19 protein-coding genes are annotated in these 15,017 nt (G+C 41.7%); all 19 read right to left on the bottom strand.

The window, feature by feature from the left end; all coding sequences use genetic code 11:
- Nucleotides 1-5: 5 nt before the first annotated feature.
- Complete coding sequence (locus tag BLR42_RS10550; RefSeq protein WP_091868881.1) at nt 6-857, bottom strand: hypothetical protein; 852 nt, start codon at nt 855-857, stop codon at nt 6-8.
- Nucleotides 858-874: 17 nt separating this feature from the next.
- On the bottom strand, nt 875-1,144 hold the full coding sequence (locus BLR42_RS10545) for a hypothetical protein (protein ID WP_091868879.1): 270 nt from the start codon (nt 1,142-1,144) through the stop codon (nt 875-877).
- A 41-nt stretch (nt 1,145-1,185) separates the two neighbouring features.
- The gene (locus tag BLR42_RS10540; protein WP_091868877.1) at nt 1,186-1,446 is read right to left on the bottom strand and encodes a hypothetical protein; all 261 of its coding nucleotides are present in this window, start codon (nt 1,444-1,446) and stop codon (nt 1,186-1,188) included.
- 36 nt (nt 1,447-1,482) lie between these two features.
- Entirely contained in the window at nt 1,483-1,647 is a 165-nt protein-coding gene (locus BLR42_RS22705) for a hypothetical protein (RefSeq protein ID WP_170832729.1), read from the bottom strand.
- Between the two features lie 53 nt (nt 1,648-1,700).
- Nucleotides 1,701-2,009 carry a hypothetical protein gene (locus BLR42_RS10535; protein ID WP_091868875.1) on the bottom strand — a complete coding sequence of 103 codons (309 nt, stop codon included), beginning with the start codon at nt 2,007-2,009 and terminating at the stop codon, nt 1,701-1,703.
- Between the two features lie 20 nt (nt 2,010-2,029).
- Nucleotides 2,030-2,290, bottom strand: a complete 261-nt coding sequence (locus BLR42_RS10530) for a hypothetical protein (RefSeq protein ID WP_091868873.1) — start codon at nt 2,288-2,290, stop codon at nt 2,030-2,032.
- A 169-nt stretch (nt 2,291-2,459) separates the two neighbouring features.
- A complete protein-coding gene (locus tag BLR42_RS10525; RefSeq protein WP_091868871.1) occupies nt 2,460-4,511 on the bottom strand; it encodes an ATP-binding protein in 2,052 nt (683 codons plus the stop codon).
- 24 nt (nt 4,512-4,535) lie between these two features.
- Nucleotides 4,536-4,877 (bottom strand): hypothetical protein, encoded by a 342-nt coding sequence (locus BLR42_RS10520; protein WP_091868869.1) that lies wholly within the window; start codon nt 4,875-4,877, stop codon nt 4,536-4,538.
- 46 nt (nt 4,878-4,923) lie between these two features.
- The gene (locus tag BLR42_RS10515; RefSeq protein ID WP_091868867.1) at nt 4,924-6,123 is read right to left on the bottom strand and encodes a hypothetical protein; all 1,200 of its coding nucleotides are present in this window, start codon (nt 6,121-6,123) and stop codon (nt 4,924-4,926) included.
- Between the two features lie 174 nt (nt 6,124-6,297).
- Nucleotides 6,298-8,790, bottom strand: a complete 2,493-nt coding sequence (locus tag BLR42_RS10510; protein ID WP_091868866.1) for an ATP-binding protein — start codon at nt 8,788-8,790, stop codon at nt 6,298-6,300.
- 43 nt (nt 8,791-8,833) lie between these two features.
- The gene (locus BLR42_RS10505) at nt 8,834-9,436 is read right to left on the bottom strand and encodes a hypothetical protein (protein WP_091868864.1); all 603 of its coding nucleotides are present in this window, start codon (nt 9,434-9,436) and stop codon (nt 8,834-8,836) included.
- Nucleotides 9,437-9,448: 12 nt separating this feature from the next.
- The gene (locus tag BLR42_RS10500; RefSeq protein WP_170832728.1) at nt 9,449-10,255 is read right to left on the bottom strand and encodes a response regulator; all 807 of its coding nucleotides are present in this window, start codon (nt 10,253-10,255) and stop codon (nt 9,449-9,451) included.
- Nucleotides 10,256-10,266: 11 nt separating this feature from the next.
- Nucleotides 10,267-10,530, bottom strand: a complete 264-nt coding sequence (locus BLR42_RS10495; protein ID WP_091868860.1) for a hypothetical protein — start codon at nt 10,528-10,530, stop codon at nt 10,267-10,269.
- A gap of 35 nt (nt 10,531-10,565) precedes the next feature.
- Nucleotides 10,566-10,991: a DUF3021 domain-containing protein gene (locus tag BLR42_RS10490; RefSeq protein ID WP_170832727.1), complete on the bottom strand. Its 426-nt coding sequence runs from the start codon at nt 10,989-10,991 to the stop codon at nt 10,566-10,568.
- Nucleotides 10,975-11,460 (bottom strand): LytTR family DNA-binding domain-containing protein, encoded by a 486-nt coding sequence (locus BLR42_RS10485; protein WP_091868855.1) that lies wholly within the window; start codon nt 11,458-11,460, stop codon nt 10,975-10,977. The genes BLR42_RS10490 and BLR42_RS10485 overlap by 17 nt, the downstream gene beginning before the upstream one ends.
- A gap of 40 nt (nt 11,461-11,500) precedes the next feature.
- The gene (locus BLR42_RS10480) at nt 11,501-12,010 is read right to left on the bottom strand and encodes a hypothetical protein (RefSeq protein WP_091868853.1); all 510 of its coding nucleotides are present in this window, start codon (nt 12,008-12,010) and stop codon (nt 11,501-11,503) included.
- 55 nt (nt 12,011-12,065) lie between these two features.
- Nucleotides 12,066-12,497: an ATP-binding protein gene (locus tag BLR42_RS10475; RefSeq protein ID WP_170832726.1), complete on the bottom strand. Its 432-nt coding sequence runs from the start codon at nt 12,495-12,497 to the stop codon at nt 12,066-12,068.
- 6 nt (nt 12,498-12,503) lie between these two features.
- Nucleotides 12,504-12,803 carry an STAS domain-containing protein gene (locus tag BLR42_RS10470; protein WP_091868849.1) on the bottom strand — a complete coding sequence of 100 codons (300 nt, stop codon included), beginning with the start codon at nt 12,801-12,803 and terminating at the stop codon, nt 12,504-12,506.
- Nucleotides 12,804-12,813: 10 nt separating this feature from the next.
- Nucleotides 12,814-14,997, bottom strand: a complete 2,184-nt coding sequence (locus BLR42_RS10465; protein ID WP_091868847.1) for an NHLP bacteriocin export ABC transporter permease/ATPase subunit — start codon at nt 14,995-14,997, stop codon at nt 12,814-12,816.
- Nucleotides 14,998-15,017: the final 20 nt, after the last annotated feature.

The raw sequence follows: 15,017 nt of genomic DNA, 5'->3' as shown, positions 1-15,017 counted from the left end.
ATCATCTAGCTTATTCTGATTCCCGGTGCCAAAACAAAAAGATCTACGAGGAGCAGGATTATTGTTACTCCCCATAGAACATACCTTGGTTCTGATGGGAGCTTATACCTGAACCGGCTCTCTTTCGGGTGTTTTACCATTACCCATGTAAACATAAATCCCCAAAACAGCGGTATAAACATGAATCTGACCGCAATAGAGAAGAAAGGATTCGCATCAAAATATCCCTCTCTCATGAGTATTGAATTCATATCTACAATAACAGCAAAGACTGATGAAGCAATAAATGGCAGCAAGTGAAGTCCAAGAGCAACATGGAAACGCTCCTTCCTGTCATCAACATGCTTTACGAAGTAGTATGACATGTAGTTAAGAGCAAACATGGTAAATACTATACCGGTGCTTCCTAAAATTCCCAGTACAATTCTCATTATCACCACAGTGCTGTCCGGGAATAGTTCAAAAACATTGCCCCAATCCCCGAAAGCACCAAACAGCCCATTTACCATGAAATATCCAAAGCCAAGGCACATCTGCATGGCATAATACTGAATGAGAAAAACTCTAAGTCCTGGTCCCATCTGAATTTTTATGATCACAAAGAATAATAGAATAGCGACCAGCGCATTGATTACAGATGCACTTCCTCCAGCTGCCATGGCCCTGTGAAAAGGAGATAATGCCATAAAGTCATAATCATCCGAACTTAAAACCGCCACCGCTGAAAACCAGATCACTTCATGGTCATAGATAATATCTGTCAGAAAATGAATAAACTCGTGAACTGGCACTGACAGTACAAATGCCAGCATTCCACTCATAGTGCAGTTCAATAGTGAAAAATCTTTCCTATTCATGTCCATTCCTCTCCAAATCATCTTTCATCGCCAAGAGGGTCCATGATCCAACCACCAGCGAAGGCAAACAGCCCTACTTTTGCTCCTTCAGCTATAGATTTTCCATCCTTTGGACTTGCAGTAACTTCCCCGCCGTCATCGAAACGGACCATATAGCTTCCATCTTTAAGGAGCATGATAACTATGCCTACTGCATCATAGATTTTTTGACTGCTTGCAACACCAAAACCACCAGAAACATCTGCAAACAGTTCATCGGAAAGTGCCATGTTTTTGTTATCGTTCATAAGACAGGCCCTCCTACAAATATTAAGCCAGTTGAATGACATCAAAGAGCAATTTCAGGATACCAGTGCTCATATACCTTTCCATTAACTTCATATCGAACAAGATATTCCCATCCCCCCGGATTTGCACGCCTGTCATCAACAACACCTGTTACTGTTGTAACAACGCCCTCATCATTTGCAAACTTGAGCTGAACAGTATCACCAATCTCATATTTTGGCCCAGCAATCTCTCCGCCGTTTCCACCGGCTGCATTTTCCATCATCTCATCATTAAGTTTCATGTTCTTGTTATCTGCCATTTAAAATCCTCCGTTCTCCATTTTGTCCGAGGTACGTTATTTGTTACTGTCCTTTTTATCCAGTATTGATATTGCTGCTACTATGATGCCTCCTGCCATTACAGCCAGCCAGCTGTATTCAAATGATCCGATAAAGCCCCATACAAGCATTACAAATACCGATACCATACATATGATTGGAATAAGTTTCTTAGCGTTCATTGCACCAACCTCCCGAATTGTCACTGGTTATCTATGTTCTTGTCTTTTCTATCTTATGCCGGATGAATGTATCTCTCAGAAACGCATCCTATGGACTCCAACCAGCCAACATCGATCATATGGGCCTTTATTTCATAATCCCATCCTTCCTCTTCTGTCCACCACAAAATCTTTATTATGATCATCTCATCGAACTCTGGACAGTCATCTACAATAACATGCTGTCCAACACTAAACCTTGGTACAGGTGCTCCGTCCTGCGCTCCTCCCGAAGCCAATGCCATCTCTTCGTCAGATAGTGCTGAATTCTTATTCTTCTTTGCCAGAAGCTCTTCTACAGTTGGAAATTTTGAACTTGCCATTGCGTTTTCCCTCCATGTTTTCAGATTGCAATTTCAGGATACCAGTGCTCATATACATTTCCATTTACCTCATATCGAACAAGATACTCCCATCCCCCCGGATTTGCACGCCTGTCATCAACAACACCTGTTACTGTTGTAACAACGCCCTCATCATTTGCAAACTTGAGCTGAACAGTATCACCAATCTCATATTTTGGCCCAGCAATCTCTCCGCCGTTTCCACCAGTTGCCTTTGCCATCATCTCGTCATTAAGTTCCATGTTCTTGTTATCTGCCATTGTAATTTCCTCCTTGATTGATCTGTTTTTGTTAGTGTTTATCTGTGTTTCTTTTGTTTTTCGCTTCTTGATGATACGACTTTATCATGTGCGGAATTTCATAACAATAATTCCTGTCTATTCGGTCGTTTTTGATGTCTATTCGGTCTCCGCCTGCAGCGTCCATACATTACACCCTCATCACAGCATCCGTGTTATGTTTTTCAAGATACTTATCCCTTGCCTTTTCTCCTACTACGCAAACACATTTATATATACTTCCAAGCCTATCCTTTTCTCTCTTGACCGCCTCAGAATCATCTCCCCATATAAGCAAAACGGGCAACTCTTCCCTGATGTTTTCCTTAGAAATCTGTTTTTCCTGCGGGATATATTTCCTCAGAACCTCTTCCAATACCTTAATCTTTACAGGCTTACTGATATAGTCAGAAAAGCCCATGGAAATATAGCTTTCTTTTGCCCCAACTATTGCATCCGCAGTAAGCGCAATCACGGGCGTTCTCTTCAGGATATCTGCTTTTACCATTTCTTTAAGTGTCTCTTCACCGTTCATGCCGGGCATCATCTGATCAAGAAGAATGCAGTCATAACTTTTCTTCCCTGCCATTTCAATACACTCTCTTCCTGAAGTTACAAGATCCAGCTTTATTTCGGTATCCCGCAAGAGTCCCTCCATAACCTCAAGGTTCATATCGTTATCATCAACTACAAGGAGCCTTGCATCTGGCGCATACAGTTCCATATCTTCAGCTTTAGTGCTTTCCGTCTGCAAAAGAACCGCTTTCGAAAACTCACCTATCGGCGTAATGTCTACAACTGCCTGCGGAATATATACGGTAAATACAGAACCCTGCCCGTAACTACTTTCAACTTCAATCCTGCCATCCATCATTTCCACCAGTTTTTCAGTGATAGACAGCCCCAGACCTGTTCCCTCTATATTCCTGTTTTTCTCCTCATCCAGTCTCTGGAAGTTTGAAAAGAGCTTATCCCTGTCCTCATCTTTTATGCCTATACCAGTGTCAGAAACTTTTACCTGCAAAAGAACTTTCCCGTCATCCGGTATTTCTTTTGCATCGACATCGATTGTCACGCTGCCCTCACTGGTATATTTTATGGCATTGTTTATGATATTCAGCATCACCTGACGTATCCGTATCTCATCTCCATTAAGCTTTGAGGGGATATCCGGTGATATATTCATATAAAACCCAAGTCCCTTGTTTTCAGCTCTGGGCTCAGTGATGTTTTTTACATCATTGAGAACTGATGCAACGCCATAATCCATGGGAATGATTTCGAAATTTCCCGAATCAATCTTGCTCATATCAAGGATATCGTTTATAAGGGACAAAAGAGTATTTCCCGCGCCTTTTATATCAAGAGCATATCTCTTTATCCTGCTATCCTTTGCATCCCGTATTATCATCTCATCCATGCCAAGGATGCCGTTTAAGGGAGTTCTGATCTCATGGGACATCTTTGCCAGGAATTCAGACTTTGCATTATTTGCAACATCAGCTATGTTTCTTTGCCTCTCCAGTTCCTCCATAGTCTGTGTGAGTTGCAAATAGTCAGGCGTCTCGATTATGAACAGCATAGTCATGGCTGCAATTGAAGCCATATAGCAAGTTAAAAGAACCTTAGGAAAGAACACAGCCTGAAGAAAGAATCCCAGGACAATAAGAATCATGAACAGCCAGATGGCCATCTTCTGTCTTTTTTCAAGCCTGTCTCTGTAGGTCCACAATAGTATCGATGAAGTAGTCCCCACAATTATCTGAATCCCGTAAGACAAAAAATACGCCGGCCCATGAATGTACTGCCCGTTTCCGTCAAAGGTAAACACCCATCCGGTAAATACATTAAGCGTCATAATGCAGATGTACACTATAATCGCAGCCGTATTAAACGCCATATATATCCTGCTCTTTTTAGTTTTTACAAAGGAATTAAGATACCTTGCGAATCCCCAGAATGAACCCGCAGTAGTATAAAAATAGACAGTATTAACAAGGATATTAAGCACAGGAGGGATCATTTGACCGTAGTCAATCATCCGTCCTGTGATAATATCCATGATCTCACTTATAAGAATCCAGGTCACCCACTGCCTGTAGCGGATATTGCTCTCGGACGCCTTGGGATATTCCACGTGAAGATACAAAAGTAGTATTGCAACAAAGCCTGTTGCGGCCAGTTCAAAGTCAATATTGTACATAGGGTATAGTCCTATTATGTAGTTTTATTTCTTCTTTTTATTTACCTGGCTCCACCATACAGGATAAACAATTCCCTGTGTCTGACCTGCCTGTTCAAGCATCCTGATCATCTCGATGTATTCTGCATCTGATACGATCTGCATAGTGTCGTCATAAGGGCATTTCCAGAATGGATCACCATAGCCTGATTCAACCTTATTCATAGGCTTTCCGCAAACCGGGCATGTAGCCTCATTTGCCCCACCAACTCCACCAATTGCCTGCGCCATGTCTTCATCTGATACAGCGGCATTCATCTTTTTCTTGAGCTCGTTTGCCTCGTTACGGTACTTTCCAATAAACTGTGTGTACTTGTTTTCTTCCATGTTTTTTGCTCCTTTCCCGCTGCCTTAATGCAGCCTGCATGCTTGTTTAAAATTCTGTTACAACTGCCTTGTATATAAAAGCGCCATCATAGTAGAAAGACACTTCATCTCCTAGAGAAAGATTTCCCGGAGCAGATATAGTATATGCGTTCTGCGAGTACTCAAGCCCGGCGCCTACGATCTTTGGCGTCTCATTTACAGTGAAAACATTTATTTCTGTCCCATCATAGTTTTCAACCTTCAGCTTTGTAAGGTCAAATTCCTGATCTGATGATGTGGGATTTGCAAATATGATCTGGAAATTATAGGTATCGCTTATAAGCACAACCGCAAGGTCTTTTACCTCTACTCCGTTTTCATTAGTATAGATAACCTCCCCTGTCTGAGAGGCAGCGTCCTTGATATCATATGCAACCTCTATGTTGTACATTCCATCATCCACCATATACATGTAAACCCACGTGCCTTCCTCAAGTTCACCCTCACCGTTGTAATTGCAGATATAAATTTCGTCATTGTCGCCCTTAACGTTATAGTGGTTGTAATATTCATCTTCAGGAAGCTTGTCCAGAACTTTGCCTATCATATCATGGCTTTCACCGGTATATGTAAGCGTAGATATGATATCATCAGCAAGCTCCTCTGCGTCATCGCCGTCAAGCCAAAACACAAGCTCTCCAAACTCTGTAGTAGTTTCAAATATGTAATTTGCAACCTTGTACTTAACACCGCTATACTCTTCCTCTGAGTAGTACAGGGTTGCATCTATATCTCCATCACCCAGAAAGACCCTCTCAAAGGTCTCAGCTCCATACTGATGTGCTTCCTTCGCAGTATATTCATTAAGAGTCTGTCCTTCCTTTGGAAACTGGTATACATCGAAATCCATAAGATGCGCATCGCTCTTGTAATATGCGATCATGTCATCTCTTCTCTCCTCTTCAGTAACATCTGCACCGTAGTAGTCGGAGGGAACTGCTATGATATAGCCAGTGGTGCCAATAGCAATATCTACATATTCTTTTGTACTCTCATCTTCGGTAGCTGCCTGCTCCGTATTGAAATCTTCTACGATCTCATTATTTATGCTTTCCAAAGCTGCATTATTTCCCGCGTCAGATGTTTCTTTATTCATTTCATTGCCGCAAGCACAAAGCACCGAGCTTGCAACAAAGCAAGCTGTCATGATAACTGTTGTCTTTCTCATCAAGTAATCCTTCCCTTCACAGAACCTGTTATCTAACATCGTAAGTTCCTCCTTATTGATCGCTCTTTTGTTGGTGTTTATCCGTGTTTCATTTGTTACCGTTTCCTGATGAGATGACATTATCACGTGCTAAAAGAGCTTGCCATAATTCCCGTCTATTCGGTCACTTTTCATGCTTATTCGGTCGTTTTAAAGTAGGATTATCCCCCAACCTCAAACCTTCATAATTGCATCCACTTCATGCTTTTCAAGATACTTATCCCTAGCCTTTTCACCTAAAGCGCAGGTACATTTGTAAATATCTGACAATCTCTCTTTTTCTTCCTTAAGTCTCTCTGAATCTGTTCCCCAGATGAGAAGTGTCGGAAGCTCTCTTTCCGCACTTGGCCTCTCCTGCTGCTTATCCAGTGGAATATACTTTTTTATGGTATCCTCAAGTCTGTCATATTTGACAGGTTTACTTAAGTAATCGGTAAAGCCCTTTGCAATGTAGCTCTCTCTTGCTCCCATGATGGCGTCCGCAGTCAGCGCGATAACCGGAATATCTTTAAGGATATTTTCGTCCATCATTATCTTAAGGGTCTGCTCTCCGTTCATTCCTGGCATCATCTGATCAAGAAGTATCAGGTCAAAAGAACTTTCTTTAACCTTTTCAATACATTCAAGCCCACTGGTAACCATCTCAAGCTTGATCTTCGTGTCTCGAAGAAGTCCATCTATGACCTCAAGATTCATCTCATTGTCATCAACCACCAGTATTCTGGCCTTTGGCGCGTATAATGTAGGCTCCGGAGTTTCAATTTCTTCCACAAAATTCTTCACGGCTTCGCTGAAATCGCCTATAGGCTCGTTATTTACTACTTTCTGAGGAATTATAATGGTGAAAGTGCTTCCCTGACCATACTTACTGTCCACAAGTAACTTTCCGTTCATAAGCTCTGTCAGATGCTTGGTTATATTAAGGCCCAGCCCCGTTCCCTCGATATTCCGGTTTTCCTTTTCATCAAGTCTTTGGAACGAGGAAAAGAGCTTTCCCATATCCTCAGGCTTTATTCCCCTTCCCGTATCTGACACTTTAATTGTCAAAAGAGCCGTTCCTTCACTACCGGCTCTGTCCGCCATGACCTTCATATGTACAGAGCCTTTTTCAGTGTATTTAATAGCATTATTTATTATATTGAGCATGACCTGCCGGATCCTTATCTCGTCTCCGCAAAGTTCACTTGGAATATCAGAATCTACATCAAATCTATATTCAAGGTTCTTGCTAAGTGCCTTAGGCCTGGTCATGTTGATCACATCATTAATGACCGAAGCAACCCCATATTCCACAGGTATGATTTCAAAGCTTCCTGCCTCAATTTTACTGAGGTCAAGTATGTCATTTATGAGGGATAAAAGAGTATTTCCTGCACTTTTGATATCAAGGGCATACTTTTTGATCTGCCTGTCCCTGGTGTCCCTTATTATCATTTCATCCATTCCCAAGATTCCGTTTAATGGAGTACGGATCTCATGGGACATATTTGCAAGGAACTGATCCTTGGCCTTGTTGGCATTATAAGCTTCATTTGCCTCAATTCTGATCCCGATAAGCTGCTTGATGGTATGAACTGTAGCGCATATGAGGAATCCCAAAAGACCTACTGCCATAAGAAGTCCGGAAAAAACTCCATTATGTGCCAAAAGATACATCATTATCTGTCCCACAGCAGCTATAGCAAGCACCATAAATCCCACAGCCACATAACTGTAGTCTTTTGTAAGTCCCTGCGTAAAATCCTTTATAATGGTATATCCAATAACAACAATGCTTATAAGAGCGCAGCTTGCAGCAATAATAAAGCTCCTGACAAGCGGCATCTTTCCTAATATAAAGAAGATCATCAGCACCACAAAATCGACTATCTCAATGATCCCTGCAAGAGTCAGCAGTTTCGTATAACGCTGTTTTTGAAGTGAATCAATGAACACAAGGAATGGAATCGGTAGCAGTATTACCATAAGGAATGGAATGTCAGACATGACTGATGTGTTACGGGTATAGAACTGCCTGAAGATAGAATTTGACATTACCCAACACGCACCAAGAAGAACACCTATGGACAGGTGCTGCATTTCAAGATATTTCTTATATATAATCTGATAGACGACAGATGCCACCAGGCAGATTATTCCCAGAGACATTATAAGTATTCCCACAAAGAGCTCTGCACCATACTGGGAAAAGAAATGTGCCCATATCCCAAGCCTGGTTCCGTAGTAAACCTCATATACAACCCCGGAATTGTATTCATACTCCACGCGCAGAGTTTTCCCTGCGTCCTCCGGATAAAGCGGAGCCATAACAAATACTTCAGCAGATCTGTCTCCCAGCAGAAAATAATCTTTTGTTTTCTGCTCTATCCTTAGATTTCCATCCACGTAGACTTTCATGTCCATTCCTCTAAGACACATAGAAGAGATATCCTTATCAATCTCAGATGGAAGTGTTGTTTCCAGCGTGATGTCCCCATCAGCTTTCCCCGGGACAGCATAGGATACCCTGCTACCGTCTTCCCGGATCTCTACCCAGTTATCCCCGGGAAGCTGATAACAAATAAAGCCATCTCTTGGTGTGTTATGTGGAAATACTATCTCTCCGATGATTATGTATCCAAATACAAGAATGAGCATAACTGAAAGTGCATTCTTGATATACTTCATAGGCAAACCTCTAATGTAGGGCAGTACTGTTCTTAGGGTGTACTCACTCAATAGTCTCTTTTATTTCTCTGATGATCTCGGCTGCGCTGTCATAGTCAAAATCTGACACTAAAGAAGCTGCTGTTTTAAGTTTCTCTTTCTGCGTGATCCTGAAGGGATATCCGGAAAGCTTGCCAATAAGCTGCGATGACTTCTCATCATCGAAATCATCCAGCGCTTCAAGGAGCTGCTTAGAGATTTTCCTTGCTTCTTCACCTGTTATCTCATCAGCAGGAGGTGCCATATTTGCTTTGCCAATCGGTTTTATAAGGAGAACAAACTCTTTGTACATATCAAGAGTCTTTTCATGATTATTATTTATGGTATCCATGTGCTTCTCCCTGGCGGCCAATTCAAGAGTTTCAAAAGCCTTCGCAAGTTTTACATTGCCAACCATTTTTGAATTACTCTTAAGGGCATGGACATAGGTCATGTAATCTTCCAGATTATTACTCCCCAATGAATCTTCGACATTTTTCAGGTTCTTCTCATAGTTTCTGTAATAGCGTGAAAGGGCAGAGATATACTTCTCCTGCCCTCCCGTATATTCCATACCAAGTCCGGTATCTATCCCCGCTTTTTCCAAAAACTCAAAATCGTATCCCATAAATATCCTTCCTTATCCGAGAACATCGATGATCTTTGCTACAAGTTCTGATTTTTTTGCAGGCTTAACTACATAGCCCTGAGGTTTAAGTTCCACCAGCGTCTTAACTACCGTCTCCTTCTCTTTTACCCCTGTAAGGAATACCACCGGTATATCCTGTAGTTTCTCATCTTCCCTTATCAGCTTGTACACATCAGGTCCATCCATCTCTGGCATCATGTAATCTAAAAGGATCAGATCAACCTTTTGTTTTTCCAGAAATTTAAGCGCATTTTTTCCATTTCCAACCAAAGTCACTTCATAGAACTCTTTCAGATGCTCTTTTATCTGCATTAGCTGTTCTGCGCTGTCATCAACTGCCAGTATATGTTTTCTCCGGATACCATCGGGATTCGGATTTACATACTCTGATAAAAGGGCATAATCATCTTCCCCGGATGCGTACTTGCTCTCGACTTCATCCAGCTTGTCATACAGGACAAAAAGTGAGACCGGTCTTGACATAAAAAATATTTTCTCAAGAGTGGTGTACTTTATAAACAGGCTCTTATCCACAGAGTTACATACTACAATCAATGTCAGAGCACCAAGCTTTGCACACTCCTTTAATATGTTATAGTTTTTGACCGTTTCCTTAGTTTCATTCCCAAGGCATATGATGATAACTCTTGGCATCTCATTTGGGACAGTCTGAAAAAGCGCATCTTTCGTGGCTGCACACTTAATAACGTTATAGTCCCTGTCGTCTGCAAGATGATTGCATATATCAGAGGCTATTCTTCTGTTCTTTCCGGTTACCATGATCTTTAATTTTTTCATAGTTTTTCCCATCACTGTAAGACATGCATTGTCCAACCGCCGGCAATCGCAAATAGACCAACGTTTGTTCCTTCAGCAACACTTTCATCCGAATAGCTTGTAGCTATTAGTTCTGCCCCATCATCAAAGCGCACCTGATACTGCCTTCCTGGCAGATGCATGATCACTGTTCCTACCGCATCAAAACCCTTAGTTTCCTGATTACCGGAATTACGTCCCCCCGTAGCATTAAACATCTCCTCATCCAGCAGCTGAACATTCTTTTTATCTGCCATAGCCCTGTTCTCCTTCTTTCATAAAGCAAATCCTCTTACTCTTGATCATTACCACGCATAGTTTCCAGATCCCTGTTCATATCTTTTATCTGTTTTTTCCATATCAGGTACTCTGTAAGCCATATAAGCGCATAGGTGGCTGTAAACATGACAAATACTATAAACAGTATGTCATGGGGAAACCATCCAAGAAGTTCACTTATCACAAGCATAGTGATAACGGTCACTATGTAGTGTGAAAAAGTAGCTCTTCCCAAAGACCACTCCTCAACGTCATAAACGGTTGCTCCACCATATCCAACAAGTCCCATAAGAGCAGAGCCTATAAAATGAAGTGCCATATATGGTTTGTCAATGACAGTTCCCGCAGGCGTAAAGAGTATATATGTGGTCAGTCCTACAAGTATACCCAGCGTAAAGCCAAGTAACGCTCTGAACATAAATTTATTTCTTATATCCATCGTTACCTCCTTTCGCAAGAATCCTCTTGACATCTCTTACTCTTCTTCTGGCAACCCATGTACTCTCGCCGTTTTCCAGTTCGACACCTATAGTCCCTACTGCCGAAAAGTCAAAGCTCTTTACCTTGTGAAGGTTAAGGATCTCAGACTGCGATATGCGCACAAAACGATCAGGATCCAGGATTTCTTCCAGTTCCCTGAGATTCTTTTTTACCTCATAGACTCTATGCCCTGTTTCAACCATAACCTTCCTGTTGGTAATGTATAATCTTACAATCTGCCTTTGTGGTAGCATAACAACACTCTCCTTAAAATATGCCGGTACCATCGGAATCTTTTTGTTGGCATATCCCTGGATAGCAGCTATGACTCCCTCAACGTCATCATTGCGCTCATTATTTGTAATGAGTACGTTAAGTTTTGGGCAGTCCTTATCTATTACCAATTTTATATCCAGTAAATCAGACATTTTTTCCTGTCCCCATTCAATAATTTTTCAGTATCTTCACTTAAACCTGTTGTCCTGAAACCGCCGTTACATTATAAAGACCACAGAGCAGTATTCCGGCTATTACAGCCTCTACCAATCCGCTGAAAAGAAACAGCAAAACAGTTATTATGATAAAGCTTGTCTTTACTTTTGCTGCATCAGCTTCAGCATAGCTCCTTCCAGTGTCACGGATATTTTCCATGACTTTCTTGAGAACAGAAAAGAGGTAAACATACACAAATGCACTTACCGCAGCACAAAGAAGCTGTATTCCAAAGAATGCTCCATAAGCACCGGAATCTTTCAACGAATCAAAGGGAATAAAACCAAAGATTCCCATATCAGCATCAAGGGAATTCTGAGCTGCTACAAGGTTATTCGGATCCGAGTAATACTGAGCAATGAAACCTGACATAGCAAAGCTGAGTACCGCTCCTACTACACAGCCTATAAGTCCTACAATGCTGAGAGTTTTGAATACTCCTGCCACCTTTACTGCTGTGTTTGTGCTCTTTTTGATCTTTTCCATGCTATTTCTCCTTCTTGTTATAGGTTACTTGTTTATAGTTAGCTTACACTTATACTTATATGATTACCTTTTTGTTAAGATCTTTTCTGAGAATGGTATGATTACGTCCATCTATGTATTCATAGCTCATCTCATCCATGACCATCTTTGTCATATAAATTCCAAGACCACCCTTTTTACGCTGTTTAAGTGGAATTGTCACATCAGGATCTTCCTTCTTGGTTGGATCATAAGGAATTCCTTTATCCCATATATCAAGCTGTACCAGGCCTTCCTCAGGAAAGCTGATTTCCACCTTTGCTTCTCCCTTGCTCTCACCATACGCATAATGCGAGACATTTACCAGCATCTCCTCCAGGGCAAGATCGATCCTTTGCATGACATCAAACATGCATCCCTTTTTCTCCAGCTCAGAATTGATAAAGTCTATTGCTCTCTCTATGTTTTCAAGCCTTGCTTCAATTGTCAGCTCTTTTATATCTCCCATAAGCATTCACTCTATATTCACAAAATCTTTAAATCCGGTAATTTTCAGTATCTCAAGAACTTCCGCAGAAACGTTGCGAAGCACTGCTGTTCCGCCCTTTTCTTCAGTGTATTCGTTTGCCCAGTAAAGAACACGCAGACCTGCAGATGCAATGTAAATAAGTCCGTCAAGGTCAAAGTAAATGTTTCTTACCTCATCCGGAATGTCATTAAACTTCTCGTCAAGGTCCATAGCATTCATGGTATCAAGCTTACCGCTTATTCCTACAAAAAGATCCTCTCCTTTAACTTCCCAAGTTGTCTCCATAGATACCTCCTTACGCGTCAACTCTCTGTCTCTCAACAAGACTTGCAAAATAGCTATTATTACTTATCAGCTCTTCATAGGTGCCATCCTCAACGATATGACCACCATCAAATACAAGTATTCTGTCACACTGCCTTATGGTAGAAAGTCTATGTGCTATGACGATTCTGGTGCAATCCATTTCATCCAGAGCTTCAGAAACTTTCCTCTGGGTGATATTATCAAGTGCGGATGTGGCTTCATCAAAAATAAGGAGCTTGGGTTTTGGTGCTACTGCCCTCGCTATCATTAGCCTCTGTTTCTGACCGCCCGATATGCCTCCGCTTCCTTCTGAGATGAGGGTATTCATTCCCATTGGCATAAGCCGGATATCCTCATCAATTCCTGCAATCCTGGCTGCTTCCCAGGCTTCATCCAGAGTCAGCTGGGGCGCTGCAACAACAATATTTGAGTAAATATCACCCTGAAACAGCTTGCCGTTCTGGGTAACCACTCCTATGTGCTTCCTAAGTGATTTAAGGTCAATGGCATTTATATCCTTCCCATCATAGAAGATACCGCCCTTTGTAGGCTTCTCAAATCCAAGGAGCAATCTTACCAGTGTCGATTTTCCGCAACCTGTCTTTCCAACAATGGCTACATACTGCCCCGGAGTTATCTTAAGTGAAAGATTATCGATTATAACCGGCGTATTCTCCTTATACTTAAAGGAAAGATTTATAATCTCGATTCCGCCTGAGATTCTTGTGAGAGTTTCTTTGTTTTCAGAAACTTCAGGTTCTGTCCTAAGGATAGGCTGCGCCATCTCAAAAGTAGGCCTGATATTTGCAGCCGTAAGTGCAATTCCAAACAGTGACATGAAGGCACCTGATACCATTCCATAAGCTGTATTAAAGGCCATGTATTCAGCAGTAGATACATGCGTGACTATTGCCTGATTGTACATGACAATGGTTCCTGTAATAGAAATTGCTGAGCTTATCACGGAATTGATCTTTATAAACATAGGCGGATTATATCTAAGTTCCACACCCTTTGCGTAGAGGTTGCCCCACCTGGAAAATGCTCTTTTCTCTGCCCCAGTAAGCTTTATCTTCTGGATCCCTGAAACAAAAGCGTAGCTCATACCGTTTTCCCTGGATCCAAGCAGCATCTGCTTTTTTGTAAGTTTCATCTGAACCAAAGATGATATTACTGAAAATCCAACAGTAACTGTAATTATGATAAGTGCAGGTACAACCAGTCCCGGTGCATATGCAAAGATCTGCGTTATGTATACCAGCGAAAATAGAGATGTCAGCCCAGTGTTTAAAACAACCGAAACCAGAGTGGAACACAGTGAATTCACATAAGAGGCTCTTGATGAGAGTTCTCCTGAACTGTAATCCTTGAAAAAACCGGCAGGGAGTGACAATATTCTCATCATTGTGGCTGCTTCCACAGATATACTAAGTTTCGTATCTATTCTTGATGAAATCAGGCTCCTGGCCGAGCCTAGCATAAGAGCTCCCCAGGATGAACAAAGAAGGAACATAGCTGTCACCACAAGAAGTGATACATCTCCGCTGCCTATCACATCCCTGAACAGAAACAGATTTATTCTGGGAGTCAGCATTCCCACCAAAGTTACTGCAAGCGTTGCTAGAGCGATCAGTACATAATCCGCCGGTTCAATCACCCTGATTATGTATCCTGCCAGCTCCTTAATTCCAAGCTTCTTAAGTGGAAATGGTCTGTAAAAGGCAAAGGCCTCTCCTGTAAAAAGAGACTCATTCCTGCTGTCAACAATCGCATGTTTCCCAGACAGATCATCATAGAATCTGTAATGTGTAAGCCCATAAGGAAGAAGTGCAACCGGCGAGTTATCTCTTTTTCTAAAGCCCAGCATTGCTCCAAAAGCATCTTTTCTCCATCCAGGGGTTAGCTCAACTCTTCTGTACATTATTCCCGATGGGTGCAGAGCAAAATCCAGCTTTTCCTCTACTGTCACTATCTTTTTGGGAATATCAGCTTTCTTTACATGATAGTAGCTTAAGATATCATCTATGGCACTCTGAGCCTTCTCCGAATCATCCATGGAAGATGCAAAACCACCGCCTCCCGTAACTGCTCCGGCTATCTTCCTGAATGCAGAGTCAAAAGCGATTTCATCATTCTGTTTTCTGAGTTTAATCTGATCGTCAAACCAGCCCATATGATCACTTCCTCTTTAGG

The sequence above is a fragment of the Butyrivibrio sp. INlla16 genome (assembly GCF_900104155.1).
GTDB lineage: Bacteria > Bacillota > Clostridia > Lachnospirales > Lachnospiraceae > Butyrivibrio.
Note: the sequence above shows the minus strand (reverse complement) of the source record. Positions and strands in the feature narration are given on the sequence as shown.